The organism is Capnocytophaga sp. oral taxon 412 str. F0487, from assembly GCF_000271925.1.
Lineage (GTDB): Bacteria > Bacteroidota > Bacteroidia > Flavobacteriales > Flavobacteriaceae > Capnocytophaga > Capnocytophaga ochracea.
Genome location: NZ_AJZR01000032.1, coordinates 15,230 through 31,607 on the forward strand (window position 1 = coordinate 15,230; position 16,378 = coordinate 31,607).

A 16,378-nucleotide genomic window follows, 5' to 3' on the forward strand; every position below is an offset into this window, starting at 1 on the left:
TTGAAATTATGTTAACCGCAATTTCCCCCATCGATGGTCGTTATGCCGATAAAACGACCTCCCTTGTGCCTTTCTTCTCCGAAATGGCACTTATTCGTTATCGTGTGCAAGTGGAAATAGAGTACTTTATCGCTCTATGCGAACTCCCCTTGCCTCAACTCGCCAATTTCCCTAAGGAAAAATACACCGATTTGAGGAAACTCTACCAAAATTTCACTGAAGAGGAAGCTCTAAAAGTAAAAGAAATAGAGCAAACTACCAATCACGATGTAAAAGCGGTTGAATATTTCATTAAAGAGGCTTTTGATAAACTGCAATTAGAAAAATACAAGGAGTTTATCCACTTTGGTCTCACCTCTCAGGATATCAACAATACCGCTATTCCACTTAGCATCAAGGAAGCTGTACAACAAGTGTATTTGCCTGACTTGGAGCAATTGCTCAGCAAACTGAGAAGTTTAGTAACCCAATGGAAAGATATCCCTCTACTGGCGCGCACTCACGGTCAGCCGGCATCCCCTACACGTTTAGGCAAGGAGTTCGAGGTGTTTGTCGTTCGTATAGAACAGCAGTTACAAACCCTTATAGCAGTGCCTTATGCTGCCAAGTTTGGGGGAGCTACCGGTAACTACAACGCTCATAAAGTAGCCTATCCTAATATCGATTGGAAGGCTTTCGGCACCCGCTTTGTAGAGGAAATATTAGGCTTACACCATTCTTTCCCCACTACCCAAATCGAGCATTACGACCATTTAGCCGCTCTTTTCGATGCTCTCAAACGCATCAATACGATTCTCATCGATTTGAACCGCGATATTTGGACGTATATCTCTATGGATTACTTTAAACAACAGATAAAAGCAGGCGAAGTAGGCTCTTCGGCTATGCCTCATAAAGTAAACCCTATTGATTTTGAAAACTCTGAAGGTAATTTAGGCATTGCCAATGCTCTTTTAGAGCATCTATCGGCAAAATTACCTATTTCCCGCTTACAGCGCGATCTCACCGATAGTACTGTATTGCGCAATGTAGGGATGCCTTTTGGTCATATACTCATAGCCCTGCAATCTACCCTCAAAGGACTCAATAAACTCCTTTTAAATGAGGATAAAATCCGTGAAGACTTGCAAGACCATTGGGCAGTAGTAGCCGAGGCTATCCAAACGATTTTGCGTCGTGAAGGCTATCCTAATCCGTATGAAGCCCTCAAAGCCCTCACCCGCACCAATACCGCTATCACTGCCGAGACTATTAGCAGTTTTATCGATACCTTGGAAGTAAATGAAGATATAAAGGCAGAACTAAAAGTTATAACGCCCGAAAACTATACGGGAGTTTAAAACAACAGCCACAATATCCAATAAAAAAGCCTACTTAAAATTTCAAGTAGGCTTTTCTTTTTTATTAATACTTCATCTATTAAAAATCTACTGTTACCCCTAACTTCTCAGCAATAATCGCATTAATATACTCCGAAAGGGCTGGAATGCTTACGCTCTCCAATACGGTATTTGCAAAAGCATAGGTGAGTAAGGCAGAAGCTTCTTTTTTGCCTATCCCACGTGTTTGTAAATAGAATAAGGAGTCTGCGCTGAGAGAGCCTACGGTACAGCCGTGTGAGCACTTCACATCATCGGCGAAGATTTCGAGCTGAGGCTTGGTGTATACCGTTGCCTTATCGGAGAGGAGGATATTGTCGTTCTGCTGATAAGCATTTGTTTTCTGGGCGATTTGCTCTACCATTATCTTACCGTTGAACACATTGGTTGCTTCATCACTTACGATACTCTTATAATCTTGATGACTCTCACAGTTAGGATATGCGTGGTTCACCAGCGTATAATGGTCGGTGTGCTGTGTGCCTTGCAAAATGCTCAACCCTTTGAGAGTAGATTCTAAGTGCTCGCCTTGGTGATAGAAATTGAGATTGTTGCGAGTGAGTGTGCCCCCAAACGAGAAGGTATGCACGCTGGCGTGACTGTTTGCCTCTTGCGAAATATAGGTGTTATCAATAAGGGAAGCCGTCAGGCTATCGTTTTGCAATTTGTAATAATCAAGGAAAGCATCTTTGGCTACAAATGCCTCGGTTACTACATTGGTAAGGATAGCCGTAGCAGTATCTGATAAGTTTTGGTGTACTTCAATGACTTTGAGCTGTGCATTCTCACCCACTGCAATAATATTGCGCGGTTGGTAGCAAGTGGTTTCTTTTCTGTCGTTGAAATACAGTAACTGTATGGGTTTATCTACTACTTTTGCCTTGGGTACTTCTATATAAATCCCTTCTGAGGCAAAAGCCGTGTTGAGGGCTGTGAATACATCACCCTTTTCGGTATTGGCGTTGAAGTATTTTTTGATAAAGGCTTCTCCGCCCTTGTGCAACGCCTCTAATAGGGGCGTAATGGTAGCGCCGGCAATCTCTTTGCTCGACATTTCGGGACTGTAATAGCCGTTTACAAATACAAGCACATAACAATCCGCGATAACGTACTTGTGTAACACTTCGGGTGAGAGGGTTGTTTTATTGTGAATAGGTTGCCACAAGCTGTAATCAGTAGCTTGGAGGTTAGAGAGTGAGGTGTATTTCCACGCTTCTACTTTCTTATGTGGGAAACCTTTTTCAGCAAAGAAACTAAGGGCTTCTTTGCGAATATCTTTTAATATATCGCCTTTATGTGGGAACTGCTCAAAAGTAGCTACCCATTTGTCTTTTAAATTCATAGTCTAATTTGCTTATCCTTTCAGCCAATCATAACCTTTTGCTTCCAATTCTAAGGCGAGGTTTTTGTCGCCTGTTTTTACGATTTTACCGTCGGAAAGCACGTGTACGTAATCGGGGACGATGTAGTCTAAGAGGCGTTGGTAGTGGGTGATGACAAGAACCGCATTGTTTTCGTTTTTGAGTTTATTCACCCCATTAGCTACAATGCGTAGGGCGTCGATATCAAGACCAGAGTCGGTCTCGTCTAAAATAGCTATTTTAGGTTCGAGCATTGCCATTTGGAAGATTTCGTTGCGTTTCTTCTCACCGCCAGAGAATCCTTGGTTGAGGGAACGCGAAAGGAAGTCAGGATTGATTTCTAGAAGGGCGGCTTTTTCGCGTATTTTTTTGAGAAGTTCAGCAGCAGGCATATCGGGTAATCCTTGTGCCTTGCGACTCTCATTGATAGCAGTTTTGATGAAGTTGGTTACTGATATTCCAGGTATTTCCACTGGGTATTGGAAAGACATAAAAATGCCTTTATGTGCGCGCTCTTCGGGGGCATCTTCTAACAGACTTTCGCCATTGAGGAGGATATCACCCTCTGTTACCTCAAAGTTTTCGTTACCAGCAATCACCGCCGAAAGGGTAGATTTGCCCGCTCCATTAGGTCCCATAATAGCGTGTACTTCGCCTGCTTTTATTTCTAAGTCAATTCCTTTAAGGATTTCTTTGCCGTCCACACCTGCGTGGAGATTTTTTATTATTAACATTCTTAATTGAGTTTAGTGATACTTCTCTTCTAACTATAAAGTATGACACAGCTTGTATTAGTACTCATATTTCTCAATAGTACCATCATTTCCGTCCGTCACTTTGGTAATTTTAGTAGCGTAACCTTGCGGGTTATTAGCTTCATTTTTATATTCTGTACTTAAGTATGGGCTACCTTTAGTAAGTCCTAAGCTAGGGTTGTTAGAGTCTTCTAGTTGTTGGGTTCGTTCGAATACTTTCACTACAAGGTTTTTGCTATTAGTGGCTTCATAAAGCTCATAAAAGGTGTAATTTTCTAAAGGAGTGTTTGCTAACGTGATAAGTTGTATTTGCAAGTTTCTCTTGGGGTTTTTCTTCTGTAAGTCATACTCATATAGATAGGTCTTTCTAAAAGAAACTACTCCGTTTGTGAGATTATCGTATACCTTCTTTATCAAGTTGCCTTCTGGACTAAAAGTATAGATATATGTGTCGTATCCAGAATCACCCGTTGCCACCACAGTATGGGCATCTGGGTAGGTAAGATTGTAAACTACTGAAGGGATAGGGGCAAATTTACTTAGCTTCCCATCTTTGTAGTCAAAAGTAATAGACATAGAAAACTTTCCTAATTCACTTTTTTTAATTTCAGTAACTTGGTCTTGGTCATTAAAGCTAAATTCTACAACTTCTTGAGCTATACCGTCTTTATCAATATCTATTCTGGCAGGAAGCTTTTTACCTTTTAGGGGTTTAATAATCAAATGTTTGACCTCCTTTCGTTCTGATCCTGAAATTTCGTACTCTTTTGCTTCTTTAATAAAACCATCCTCTACGGTGTAAACCATTTCGGTGGAACTATCTGCTGAATATTCTATGATGTACTTAGTAGGTAATATAACCTTTTCTTCCCACGGGTCAGGAGTTTTTTTATTGTTATTATTGTTATTGTCATCATCACTTTTGTGGCAAGCAACTCCAATGAGAGCAAGGCTTGCTAAAATTAACAGCTTTCTCATAACGGTTTTTTTAATTAAATTAGGGAGCAAAGGTAGTCTTTTTTGACGTAACGAACAAAAAATATTTCTCCTATCTCCTCCTTATATTCGTGCCACATACGTGGTTTAGGTGTGGTACAGACACCCTATACCTATCGTAAATAACCTAATTTCTTTAAAAACCTCTCTATGGGAAAATTTAGCCCGCCCTGCTAGTGGCGTTTCGTTCCTACTCTCACCATATCATCACTAAGGTACCTATGGTAATGAGTGAGGCACCTATCACCGATTTAAGGGTGAAGTCCTCGTGTAGGAAGATAATAGCCAAAACAAAGGTAATGGCGATACTTAGTTTATCTACCGAAACAACTTTGGTAGTTTCACCCATTTGCAGGGCTTTGTAATAGCACAACCACGATGCCCCCGTAGCAACTCCTGAGAGGATAAGAAAGAGCCAACTGCGCTGGCTTATCTGGGCAATATTATGCTGACTTTGGGTGATAAAAACCATTGCCCACGCCAGCAACACAACTACCACTGTGCGGATAGCGGTCGCTACATTAGAATTGACCCCTTCAATGCCTATTTTGGCAAGAATAGCGGTAAGAGCAGCAAAGATAGCCGAAAGTAGTGCAAAAACGAACCACATCATACGTTATTTTGTGACAAAGGTAAGTATAATTTACTAATTAGCAATTAGCAAATTATCTAATCTGCTAATTTATAAATATGTAAGGCATCCGCTTGGTGGAGCGGGGTAACAGTAATATCGGTGATTTGAACTTTATCTGGCAGATTGACGATATAGGCTATGGTGTCGGCTATATCTTCGGCATATAGGGGCGTGATACCCTTATACACATTCTCAGCTTTTTGTTCGTCACCTTTGAAACGCACCTTGCTGAAATTGGTCTCTACCAACCCTGGTTTTACGGTCGTTACCTTCAGCTTCTTGTCCATTAGCTCTATGCGCATCGCATCGCTGAGGGCTTTTACGGCAAACTTGGTCGCACAATAAACACTGCCATTGGGGTAAGCTATCTCACCCGCTACCGACCCGACGTTCACTATCGTCCCTACCTTGTCGGTGGCAATCATTAGCGGGATCACACTGTTGGCTATATAGGTAAACCCTTTGATGTTGGTGTCAATCATCTGGTCTATATCTTCTATGGCGTAAGTATAGAGGTGTTGCAATCCTATTGCCAAGCCCGCATTGTTGATGAGTATATCTATTTGTCGCCATTTTTCGGGTAAGGACTGGATATTTTTCGCCACCTCTTGATAGTTTCTCACGTCGAAAGCTAAGGTAATGACCTCCACAACGTGTTCTTTTTCGAGTTGGGCTTTCAGTTCCGCCAATATCTCAGTCCGACGAGCACAGAGAATCAAATTGACGCCCATTTGTGCCAACTTTTCAGCTACTGCTTTACCTATCCCGCTGCTTGCACCCGAGATAAAAGCTATTTTTCCTTTGATACGATTTAGTTCCATTTGTTTAGATATTTAAGTGTTAGGTTATCTCCATATCTTTTTCATTACCTCTTCTACAGTAGGTTGGTGATAATTACCCTCTTTATCTTTTGTGGTATTGAACACAGTAGGGTCAAAGTGCGGACAGTTGAGTGCTAAAAACTGAAAGAAGTAGCCATCGCTGTAAAACATATAAGGCATAAACTCCCTTTGAAAATCGTTTTCGAACTCAAATTCATTGTTTATGATGATACGCACAAAAGCTGCGATGTCCTCTCGGGTGAGGTTGTTGTGTTTTACAGGGTCAGGCATAGCCAAATCAAAGGCAAAGACTTCAATGCCATTGCTTTCCCACCATTCCCATAGCCAAGTGTTGGAAAGGTCTTTACCGGTGAGCTCACTGAGGTATTGCTCCATCGCCTTGTATTCTTTATCAAATACTTCCTCAGGAGTGTCTTCACTTTGGGCATCATAAAAGGCTTCGTAATCTTGCAGACGTTTTAGCACGAGGGGGTATAACCTTTCTGCGGTTGCAAAATCGGGGCGCAGTTCTTTTCTAAGGTTTTTCATATTCGTTAGTTTTAATCATCATACGAAGTGTAATCCCATTGCAGACCATAACTTCTTAAATCATTTAATAGTTTATCAAAAAGAGCTTTTTGGGTAGTCCCTATAAAGATAGCTGTGGGTTTTCCAGTATCTCGGTGTATAGAGAGTATTATCACAAGCTTAAAATCCTCATCGGTAAAGGTGCGTTGTCCTTCCCAACTGAGAGAGGTAAGTTCGGTATATTGTTTTTCTATATGGGCAACTGCTCCTGTGAGTACTTCAAAGTCTTCCATTGTAGCTCGCACCCTGTCTTGGTACGACCTTTGTAAAAGTTGATTACCTTATAATCACTCGCCTTTTCGGTATGCGTAGGGGCGATTGGCAAATCGTCCTCTAAGAGATAAGCCCATTCATTTACAATCTATTTTCGTTTGACTCTAAAAGGACAAAGCCTTTATTTTTGCTTATTTTTTATCGAATTTCTATAACCTAAGCTATACTTCCTCTTATCACTAATTTCGTGCATTTGCATTAATCACTAACCATTCATCATTTTTCTACCTCTTTTTCACTTTGCTCCTCTGTACTTGGGAGAGAGGCTGGAGGTGAAGCCTTCCTCATTCTCATATTCAGAAACTCTACCCCTAACGAAAACGCTATCGCAAAGTACAAGTATCCCTTAGGCACAGCACCCACCGTTTGCCCTGCCAATACCGCTTCCGATAGGTGCATACTCTCAGTAATAAGCATAAAACCAATGAGTATCAAGAACGAAAGTGCCAATATCTGAATCGAAGGATTGCGGTTTACAAAGTTGCCCACAGGGTTCGCAAAAAGCATCATTATACCCACCGAAAGCACTACCGCTGTAATCATTATATAAATTGCTCCTGTCAGCCCGCTGGTCATTCCCACCGCTGTAAGAATACTATCCATCGAGAAAATAAGGTCTATCAACAGTATTTGTACAATAGTTCCCCCGAAAGAAGCGTGTTGTCGCCCCTTAGGGTTATCCGATTGTGTAACGTGTTCTATATGATTCACTTTCGCGTGAATTTCCTTAGTCGATTTATAGAGCAGGAAGATACCCCCCGCAAGCAGTATGAGAGCCTGCCCGTTAAAATGAGCTGAAAACCACCCCCAGTCAAGGCTGATAAGCGGGTCTTTCAACCTAATCAGAAACGAAATGCCCAATAAAAGAGCAATGCGCAAAAACATCGCCAAAAAAAGCCCTAAGCGTGTAGCGCGCTTACGTTGATGTTCGGGCAGTTTACCCGTAACGATAGAGATAAATATCACGTTATCAATCCCCAATACAATTTCGAGGAACGTAAGAGTAATAAGCGCCACAAGGGCATCAGCAGTAAAAAGAAAATCCATTTTATTCTTAGTTTTTAAAACGCAAAGATAAATCAAAAATTGAATATGAATACAACCCAAAGCCTAAAATGATAAAATTCTTATTCAATTAGACCTCATTATAAGAAAAGTTTCCTATCGCCACACTCCCCCTAAACTCCTCCCACAAATTTGCTAATTTCCCAATTTTCTAATTTTCTAATTCTCTTTTCTGTCACACTTCCCCCTAGTGCCTATGGCCTAAGGCCTATCACCTCTTCCTCTTTCTTTCGCCTCGAAACCCCGTTTTTACCATTTTTAGCCTTGTTGTATCACACTATTAATCAACTTTTTATACACCCTTTCTATACCAATCGTCCAAGATTCGTATAAGCTTCCTATAAGCTCTCTATAAGCTAACCCCACCCTCCTTACACCCTTTTTTCACCAAATCTTCTCTCAGCTCTCTTCCGAACTTCTCCGTTTCCTTCCGAATACTCCAACGTGTCACTTTTTACGGCACACACTTTGCCAAAGTTTTTGCCTGTGTGGCTCGCACCTTTGGCAAAGTTGAATAAACTGACAAACTCTCTGCTAGCGCGTTTCTTGTAGCCAATACCCTATTCTCTCATTCTCTCATTTTCTAATTTTCTAATTTCTTAATTTTCTCATCTTTCATCACATTTTTTCGTAGTTTCAAAAAAAGTCGTACCTTTGCAAAAAATTAATCACAGGTCTTGTAGTTCAACGGATAGAATAGAAGTTTCCTAAACTTTTGATCCAAGTTCGATTCTTGGCAAGACCACTTTTTTATCAAAAAACTTGGTCGGTATAAAAAATTATCGTACCTTTGTTGTTTCAAAAGGCAAATCCATCATTTTAATAACTTAAAATATCGGAATTATGAAAGACCTAAATGTATACATCGAAGAATTGCTCTACAAACACCAATGCGTGATTATCCCTAAGTTTGGAGCATTTATATCTAATAGAAAATCAGCCCAAATGGCTGAAGATAAAACGTTCGACCCTCCTAAACGAGAGCTCAGTTTCAACCCAAGCCTCACTTCTAATGACGGCTTGCTCATCAAGCATATATCCGAACAAACAGGTATCGAGTATAACTTGGTAGAAGATTACGTAAACTTAGCCGTCGAAGGGTGGAAACGCATCTTGCAACAAGACCAAACCTTAAACCTCGAAAAAATCGGGGCTCTTAGGTTAGTCGGCGAAAATCGTATCTCTTTCGAACCCGCTGACGACGTGAATTTCCTTACCGATTCTTTCGGTATGGCGCCTTTCGTACCTCACGAAGTAACCGCCTCCGATTTGAAAATAGAAGAAAATCAAATCCGTCCTACACTCGACCATTCAAATACCGATACCGGCATTCCTAACCTTCCCCCAGAAGAAGATGCCGTAGTAACTCCTACTGAAAGTCCTGTGAGTCAAGTTACAGCTCCTGTGGTAACCAATACTCCTAAAACCCACAGAGGGACTACCCCACCGCCAGCTAAGGAAAAGAAACCTGCTAAAATAATGCCGTATGTAAAATATACAGCAGTAGCCTCAGTAGGCTTAGCCTTTTTGGCTTATGGAGCTTACCTGCTCTTCGGCGAAAGAGTAGTAAACGATGGCAATAACGAACAACAGTTTGCAATTACTGACAGCTTAGTACAAGAACGTCTTAACCAAAAACTCAGCGAAGCAGCCGTGTTCACCCCGCCTATTACTATCCCTGCAATTCCTTTGCAAGTAGAAAAAGTAAAGGCTAAAAAGCCCGAACAAGTAAAACCTGAGCAAGTAAAGCCTGAACAAAAACCTACTCAGTCCACTAATCAAGCTGCCACTACGGTAGCGACAACCAAGCCCGCTAACACGCCTGTACAAGCTACTGCTACGCCTAAGCCAGCGCAAACCAGCACCGCGCCCAAACCTGCACAAACCACTACAACACCTAAGCCCGCTCAAACCAATACCTCAGGTGTAGCCTCTACCCCTGTACGTACAAATTCGGCAATGGCAGCTAAAAAATATCAAGTGATTGCAGGGGCTTTTAAGGACGAGAAAAACGCAGAAACCCGAGTGAAACAACTCCAAAAGTTAGGGTATAAAAACGCTTTCGTATTAGGAATGAATGCCAGAGGTTTGTACCAAGTAAGTTATGGCGGTTTCGATTCTATGGACGAAGCTAAACTACAACAAAAAGAAGTACAAAACTCTAAAGAAGAGAAAAAACTCGACGGTGGCTGGATACTAACTCAACCCTAAAATAATGATGAAACTCAAGAAAAAACCTTCTGACTCACGTACTATACTCACCGACCTCGTGCTCCCAGGCGAAACCAATCACCTCAACGCCCTGTTTGGGGGTGAACTCCTCGCCCGTATGGATAGAGCTGCTAGTATTGCCTCACAACGCCACTCTGGGCGTTTAACCGTTACCGTATCGGTAAACCACGTGGCTTTTACTCACAGCATACGCATAGGAAGCATCGTAACGGTCGAAGCCGCCATCTCACGTGCTTTCTCTACTTCTATGGAAGTATATATCGATGTGTGGATGGAAAATATCTATGGCGAACGCACCAAAGCTACCGAGGCGATTTACTCTTTCGTAGCGGTAGACGAAAATGGTCGCCCCGTAAAAGTACCTGAGATAGAACCAGAAACCCAGCTCGAAAAAGAACGTTACGACGGTGCCCTACAACGTCGCCAACTGAGTCTTGTGCTTGCAGGTAAACTCAGTCCGCACGACGCTACCGAGCTAAAAGCTCTCTTTACTGAATTAGAAAATAGCTGATGCATTTAGTAATAGAACCGCTGTAAAAGGCGGTTTTTCTCTTAAAAACAAAGCAAAATGACCTTATCTGAAGAAAACCACTTGAAAGCTATCTTTCACCTTTATAACGAAAAGAAAGAAGAGGTGAATACCAATGCTATTGCCGAAGTGATGAATACCAAAGCTTCATCAGTAACCGATATGCTTAAAAGGTTAGCCGATAAGGGGCTCATCAACTATGTGAAATATCAAGGGGTAACACTCACTAAAAAAGGTACGCAAAAAGCTATTGCTATCATTCGCAAACACCGTCTTTGGGAAGTATTCTTAGTCGAAAAACTCAATTTTTCTTGGGACGAAGTGCACGAAATAGCCGAAGAGTTAGAACATATACAGTCAGAAAAACTTATAGAGCGCCTCGATGCTTTCCTCGATTTTCCTAAAAAAGACCCCCACGGCGACCCGATTCCTAACAAAGAAGGCGTTTTTACCACCACTATTCAAACCCTATTAAGCGAGCTCAAACAAGGCGATAAAGGTATATGTGCAGCGGTAAAGAACACCTCTAAGGAATTTCTCGTTTACCTCAACAAAATGAATATAGCTCTTGGCGACGAAATAGAAGTACTCAGCAAAGAACCCTTCGACGACTCTATGACTCTACTGGTAAACGACAAACAAATCAACCTATCAGCAATGGTATGCCGAAATATCTATGTTAATGGAAATTTTAAAAAAAATGAATACAACAGTACAATACATCAAAGATAAGCAAGGAAAAGATATTTTAGCTGTCATTCCTGTTGAACAGTACAATCAGATGCTTTATAATGAAGCTGATATTGAAAGTGTATATGAAATTTCAGAAAAGCAAAAAGAAATCTTGGCACAGGATTTAAAAGATCTTGAGGAAGATATACTTACAGGAAATGAAGCCAACAACTTCTCTTGGGAAGATATTCAAAAAGAAGTAAAATTGAGGTATGGCTATTGATAAATTGATTTTAAGACCCAACGCCAAACTTCGATTCTTGGAAGTTTTAGCTTTTTATACTGATATAGATGAAAATCTTGGGAGACGCTTTAACGAGCAAGTAGAAAAATGTTTGAATTATATTAAAGACAATCCTTATTTATTTCGTAAATGCTATGGAGAAATTAGAGTTTGTTATACTAAAACATTCCCATATGCAATATTCTATATAGTCAAATTTACCCCAAGAACTTTGAAAGAGAGGGTCTATGTTATCAATATTCTTCATACAAAAAGAAAAATAAGATATAGAAATAATTAAATATGAACAAGAAAAAATTAAGCCTTATTTTAGGTCTTATATTCATTATAATAATCGGTTACTGCGGTTATTGCATTTACCGTCACTATACCCGTACTCAAAAAATCAGCTTTGAAGAGAAAACTATAGAACGTAGCGATGAGAATTGCGAAGATAACTGTTTCTCTGTAAGCCTAAACTATCTATATTGCAACGGTAATAGCGAGTTTGCTAAGAATTTCAATCAAGAAATAGAGCTACAACTCTCCAATTTTCTCCTTTCCAACGACGACTCTCTACAAGTGGAAGGTATCAGTATAGAAAAAGCTTTAGATAGCCTTACAAAAGATTACTATAAGCTTCACGAACATTTCCCTGAGCTCCCTGCTTTCGAGTTTATCGCTACCGATAGCATTATGTGGCAAAACAGCAAGATGCTTTCTTTAGTGTCCAACCGTTATGCTTTTACCGGTGAAGCACAACCTATACAAACCAAAGTTTTCACTCACTTTGCATTAGATAATGGCGAAGTAATTACCAATGAAAACCTCTTTACCGATGAAGAAAAAGTAACCCAAATAGCCAAACGTTATTTTGAGAAAGCACAACAAAACGCCACCATCACTCCTTTAGATGATAAGAAGTTTGATTTTGAAGATGGAACCTTTCGTCTTCCTAACCAAATGGGTGTAGCAGCCGATGCTCTCATTTTGTTCTATGAACCTTTTGAGATAGCTCCTTATGTAGATACGCCTTTTGAAGTGAAAGTTCCTATAAAAGAAATTATGCCTTACCTCACTTTTGCTGACAATAAATAACACTATGAAAGAACGATTAACAACATTACATAACGCTCTCTTACAAAAAACAGAAGTAGAAGGTCTCGCTTTTTTAGCTGAACAATTTCCTAATGAGATAGTTTTTTCAACCAGCTTTGGGTTAGAAGACCAAGCTATTACTCACCTCATTCTCGCAAACCAAATTCCTATCAGTATTTTCACCTTAGATACTGGTCGTTTGTTCAACGAAACTTACTCAGTTTGGGAAAGCACTGAACAACGCTACAATACACATATTTTGCCTTATTATCCCAAAACACACGATATAGAAGAATATGTACACAAAAATGGACCTTTGTCTTTTTATCGCTCAGTAGAACTGCGCAAAGAGTGCTGTCATATACGCAAAGTAGAACCTCTTAGCCGAGCGCTAAAAGACAAGAAAGTATGGGTAACAGGTTTGCGTGCCGACCAAAGTAATGCTCGTAAAGACCTCCCTATACTCGAATGGGACGATACTTACCAGCTCTTTAAATACAATCCTATCCTCCATTGGACGTTTGAAGATACCAAAGCCTTTATCAAAGCACATAACATTCCTTATAATGTGCTACACGACAAAGGTTTTGTGAGCATAGGCTGTGCCCCTTGTACTCGTGCTATCAAAGAGGGTGAAGATTTTCGCGCAGGTCGTTGGTGGTGGGAAAGCAATAGTAAAAAAGAATGCGGACTACACGAACACAAATAATAATAAAGAGCTCCACTTAGCAAGCTAAGTGGAGCTCTTTATTCTCTATAAATATTTTATTAATTAAGTTTTACCCTTTGTCTTTTCGCTTCAAAAATAAGCACAGCAGCAGCAACTGATACATTCATAGAGTCGATTACACCTTCCATCGGGATAATAATGTTCTGAGTGCTATGAGTAAGCCATTCCTCTGTAAGACCTTGGTCTTCCGTACCTACTACGATAGCACTGGCTTTCTCAAACGATACTTCGTAATAAGGTTTAGAGGCAGTAAGAGCAGCGCAATAGCTATTGATACCTTTGGCTTTGAGAAAAGCAATCACTTCAGTAGTACTACCCGTTGCGATAGGAACAGTAAACACACACCCCACGCTCGAGCGTATAATATTAGGGTTGTACAGGTCAGTTTTAGGATTGGCAATAATCACCGCGTCTATATTAGCAGCATCGGCAGTGCGAAGGAGTGCCCCTATATTCCCTGGTTTTTCAGGGGCTTCAGCTACCAATAACAAAGGAGAGTCAGTTGCAAAAGCCAGCGTGTCTAAACTGTGCTTTTTAGTCTGTATTAAGGCAATAACCCCCTCAGTAGAACTGCGATAACTAATCTTTTGGTATACTTCTTTGCTAATAGCGATAGGATTTACTCTTTGAGCTGTATAGCTAAGGAGTTTTAGCAAGTGTTCTTCTGCAAAAATCTCAGGCTGATATAGCAGTGTTTCGAGAGTGTAGCCTCCTTCAAGGGCTAAGCGTATTTCGCGGGCACCTTCTACTACACATATTCCTTCTTTTTTACGCTCACGCGATTTCTCGCTGAGGAGAACTATTTTCTTTATTAGGGGGTTTTGAGTACTGGTGATATTCATTTTTAAGAAATAAAGCTGCCTACTCTCGTAGGCAGCTTTTGTTATCATTTATCCATAAGCACCATACATTGCATCAGCTCGGGCTTATTTTTGGTGTAGTCATCTAACCAAACTTTCAGTTCTTCTATTTCATAAGGTAATAACCTATCAATAGCTTTTTTTAGTTCCTTACAAAATAGGTTAGGGTCGAAACTCACTTTCGATAAAATCATTGTGGTATATTCAAACGTAGCTCGTTTCATAACTTCATCTATTTAGAATTTCACTGTACAAATGTACTTCTTTAAAATGAACTAAGCAAGTTTTTAGGTGTTAATATTGTGTTAATTTTTATAACTATTTCAGTTTCACGTCGTATTCTAAATGGGCTTGCACTCCACGTTGCTGAGCGATACGTTTCACCTGCTGATAGACTTCATAAGCTTCTACACCCATCTCATTTCGCAAGTCTTCACCTCTCAGATTCGCTCCAAAACGACGGAACATTGCTTTAAAGTCCATTTCGAAAGTGGGGTAAGAAACGGTGCGATATTCTTTAAGTCCGTTGTCTTTAGCAGCGTAGGCGATAGCATCGTTTAGCGAGCCGATTTCATCTACCAAACCATTAGCAAGAGCTTCTTTACCGCTCCATACTCTTCCTTGTGCAATGGAGTCTATTTGGGCAACAGTTTTACCACGCCCTTTGGCTACACGGTCTAAAAATACAGTATACACTTGCTCGATAGATTCGGTCATTTCTTTTTTGAATTGTTCAGTAGGTTTTTGGAATACACTATAAAACTGAGCGTTGGGGTGAGTGCTTACAGTTTCGGCATTTATACCCCAGTTGGTAGCTAAGGCATTTACATTGGGAATTACGCCAAATACCCCAATAGAACCGGTGATAGTACCTGCTTCTGCAAAAATGCGGTTAGCATTGCACGCAATATAATAGCCACCAGAAGCGGCATAGTTGCCCATAGAGACATATACCTTTTTCTTCTTTTTAGTAACTTCGATTTCTCGGTGCATCAATTCAGAGGCTAAGGCATCGCCACCAGGGGAATTGATACGAAGCACAATAGCTTTTATATCTTTATTATCAGAGGCTTTGCGCAAGGCACGGATAATGGTTTCATTACCTACGATTTCGGCACGTCCTTCGCCTTGCATAATCTCACCATCGGCATAGATAACAGCTATCTTGTTTTTGAAGTGTTTGCCCGTTGCTTTGCCTACTACGGCTTCGGCATAATCTTCAATTTTGATAAAATCAACCTTATCAATACTTTTACTACCGGTTTTATCACAGATGATTTGCTCGAATTCATCACGGAAAAGAATGCCGTCTATGAGTCCGTTGTTTTTAGCTAACTGTGCTGTGCGTCCACCTACATTGGTAGCTATTTCATTGAGTTTTTCTACGGAAATATTACGACTTTTAGCGATATCGGTAACGATGACGTTCCACATAGCAGAGAGTAATTCGGTGAGTTGCTTGCGGTTGTTATCGCTCATCTTATTGTCTAAGAAAGGTTCTACAGCGCTTTTGTATTTGCCGTGGCGAATCACTTCCATTTGTACACCGCTTTTTTCTTGGAGCCCTTTGAAGAAAAGGACTTCAGAAGAGAGACCTCGGAGCGCAACACTTCCGAGCTGACTAATATACACCTTATCGGCTACGGTTTGGAGATAGTAATCGAGTTGGGAAATTTCATCGCTATAAGCTAAGACGAATTTGCCGGAAGTCTTGAAATCCTCCAAAACCTTGCGAAGTTCTTGAGCGAAAGCTAATCCGCCGATGTTACCCGTACTTTTGAGGTAAATACCTTTGATACGCTTGTCGGTTTTGGCGTTCTCAATAGCTTTGAGAGTTGCATTAAGTCCGTTATAGGATTCAGAGGTATAGTCGAAATCCTTAAAGGTTATGCGCTCGCCGTAGTCTACTAATGGTTCTTCAAAAGAGAGTTCGAGTACAGAGTTGTCCTTCACACTCACTTCTTCACCTTTGGCACCACCTACCACTGAGCTTATCATCACAGAAATAAAGATGAGGAAAAGAATAAAACATATCCCCATAGAGATAAAGAATCCGAGGATAGTGGCTAAGAGAGTCTTAAAAAAAGTCATATTGTTGATGT

18 protein-coding genes, 1 tRNA gene and 1 pseudogene are annotated in these 16,378 nt (G+C 40.6%); 9 read left to right on the forward strand and 11 right to left on the reverse strand.

Features of this window, described 5'->3' with window-relative positions:
* The first annotated feature begins 8 nt into the window (after positions 1-8).
* Positions 9-1,340 carry an adenylosuccinate lyase gene (gene purB, locus HMPREF1321_RS05345; RefSeq protein ID WP_009421729.1) on the forward strand — a complete coding sequence of 444 codons (1,332 nt, stop codon included), beginning with the start codon at positions 9-11 and terminating at the stop codon, positions 1,338-1,340.
* 79 nt (positions 1,341-1,419) lie between these two features.
* On the opposite strand, the gene sufD is transcribed toward purB, so the two are convergent.
* The 8 genes and pseudogenes from sufD to HMPREF1321_RS05385 all read right to left on the reverse strand — a co-directional run bounded on the left by sufD (position 1,420) and on the right by HMPREF1321_RS05385 (position 7,854).
* Positions 1,420-2,721, reverse strand: coding sequence for a Fe-S cluster assembly protein SufD (sufD, locus tag HMPREF1321_RS05350; protein ID WP_009421770.1), 1,302 nt, complete (start codon positions 2,719-2,721; stop codon positions 1,420-1,422).
* Positions 2,722-2,733: 12 nt separating this feature from the next.
* Positions 2,734-3,474, reverse strand: a complete 741-nt coding sequence (gene sufC / locus HMPREF1321_RS05355) for a Fe-S cluster assembly ATPase SufC (protein ID WP_002675160.1) — start codon at positions 3,472-3,474, stop codon at positions 2,734-2,736.
* 57 nt (positions 3,475-3,531) lie between these two features.
* On the reverse strand, positions 3,532-4,473 hold the full coding sequence (locus HMPREF1321_RS05360; RefSeq protein ID WP_009421722.1) for a hypothetical protein: 942 nt from the start codon (positions 4,471-4,473) through the stop codon (positions 3,532-3,534).
* A gap of 214 nt (positions 4,474-4,687) precedes the next feature.
* Positions 4,688-5,104 carry an EamA family transporter gene (locus HMPREF1321_RS05365; protein ID WP_009421714.1) on the reverse strand — a complete coding sequence of 139 codons (417 nt, stop codon included), beginning with the start codon at positions 5,102-5,104 and terminating at the stop codon, positions 4,688-4,690.
* 56 nt (positions 5,105-5,160) lie between these two features.
* Positions 5,161-5,946: an SDR family NAD(P)-dependent oxidoreductase gene (locus HMPREF1321_RS05370; RefSeq protein ID WP_009421753.1), complete on the reverse strand. Its 786-nt coding sequence runs from the start codon at positions 5,944-5,946 to the stop codon at positions 5,161-5,163.
* 24 nt (positions 5,947-5,970) lie between these two features.
* Positions 5,971-6,495 (reverse strand): hypothetical protein, encoded by a 525-nt coding sequence (locus HMPREF1321_RS05375; RefSeq protein WP_009421755.1) that lies wholly within the window; start codon positions 6,493-6,495, stop codon positions 5,971-5,973.
* 11 nt (positions 6,496-6,506) lie between these two features.
* Positions 6,507-6,767, reverse strand: a pseudogene (locus HMPREF1321_RS05380) (hypothetical protein); the annotation flags it as partial.
* Between the two features lie 256 nt (positions 6,768-7,023).
* Entirely contained in the window at positions 7,024-7,854 is an 831-nt protein-coding gene (locus tag HMPREF1321_RS05385) for a TerC family protein (protein WP_009421713.1), read from the reverse strand.
* A 691-nt stretch (positions 7,855-8,545) separates the two neighbouring features.
* On the opposite strand from HMPREF1321_RS05385, the gene HMPREF1321_RS05390 reads away from it, so the two are divergent.
* The 8 genes from HMPREF1321_RS05390 (at position 8,546) to HMPREF1321_RS05425 (ending at position 13,395) form a co-directional block, all read left to right on the forward strand.
* A tRNA-Arg gene (locus tag HMPREF1321_RS05390) sits at positions 8,546-8,617 on the forward strand.
* A 98-nt stretch (positions 8,618-8,715) separates the two neighbouring features.
* Positions 8,716-10,083 (forward strand): SPOR domain-containing protein, encoded by a 1,368-nt coding sequence (locus HMPREF1321_RS05395; protein ID WP_009421733.1) that lies wholly within the window; start codon positions 8,716-8,718, stop codon positions 10,081-10,083.
* Positions 10,084-10,087: 4 nt separating this feature from the next.
* A complete protein-coding gene (locus HMPREF1321_RS05400) occupies positions 10,088-10,615 on the forward strand; it encodes an acyl-CoA thioesterase (RefSeq protein WP_015782391.1) in 528 nt (175 codons plus the stop codon).
* Between the two features lie 57 nt (positions 10,616-10,672).
* Complete coding sequence (locus HMPREF1321_RS05405; protein ID WP_002675151.1) at positions 10,673-11,365, forward strand: metal-dependent transcriptional regulator; 693 nt, start codon at positions 10,673-10,675, stop codon at positions 11,363-11,365.
* Positions 11,334-11,588, forward strand: coding sequence for a hypothetical protein (locus HMPREF1321_RS05410; protein WP_002676515.1), 255 nt, complete (start codon positions 11,334-11,336; stop codon positions 11,586-11,588). Before HMPREF1321_RS05405 ends, HMPREF1321_RS05410 begins: the two co-directional genes overlap by 32 nt.
* The gene (locus HMPREF1321_RS05415) at positions 11,578-11,889 is read left to right on the forward strand and encodes a type II toxin-antitoxin system RelE/ParE family toxin (RefSeq protein ID WP_034575757.1); all 312 of its coding nucleotides are present in this window, start codon (positions 11,578-11,580) and stop codon (positions 11,887-11,889) included. The genes HMPREF1321_RS05410 and HMPREF1321_RS05415 overlap by 11 nt, the downstream gene beginning before the upstream one ends.
* 2 nt (positions 11,890-11,891) lie before the next feature.
* Entirely contained in the window at positions 11,892-12,686 is a 795-nt protein-coding gene (locus HMPREF1321_RS05420) for a DUF3298 and DUF4163 domain-containing protein (protein WP_009421767.1), read from the forward strand.
* A gap of 4 nt (positions 12,687-12,690) precedes the next feature.
* Positions 12,691-13,395 (forward strand): phosphoadenylyl-sulfate reductase, encoded by a 705-nt coding sequence (locus HMPREF1321_RS05425; RefSeq protein ID WP_009421716.1) that lies wholly within the window; start codon positions 12,691-12,693, stop codon positions 13,393-13,395.
* A gap of 59 nt (positions 13,396-13,454) precedes the next feature.
* Here HMPREF1321_RS05425 and HMPREF1321_RS05430 read toward each other — a convergent pair whose 3' ends face one another.
* The 3 genes from HMPREF1321_RS05430 to sppA all read right to left on the reverse strand — a co-directional run bounded on the left by HMPREF1321_RS05430 (position 13,455) and on the right by sppA (position 16,367).
* Positions 13,455-14,258, reverse strand: coding sequence for a TrmH family RNA methyltransferase (locus HMPREF1321_RS05430; protein ID WP_034575777.1), 804 nt, complete (start codon positions 14,256-14,258; stop codon positions 13,455-13,457).
* Positions 14,259-14,302: 44 nt separating this feature from the next.
* Positions 14,303-14,500, reverse strand: coding sequence for a hypothetical protein (locus HMPREF1321_RS05435; protein WP_002675145.1), 198 nt, complete (start codon positions 14,498-14,500; stop codon positions 14,303-14,305).
* Positions 14,501-14,594: 94 nt separating this feature from the next.
* Complete coding sequence (gene sppA, locus HMPREF1321_RS05440) at positions 14,595-16,367, reverse strand: signal peptide peptidase SppA (RefSeq protein ID WP_009421756.1); 1,773 nt, start codon at positions 16,365-16,367, stop codon at positions 14,595-14,597.
* Positions 16,368-16,378: the final 11 nt, after the last annotated feature.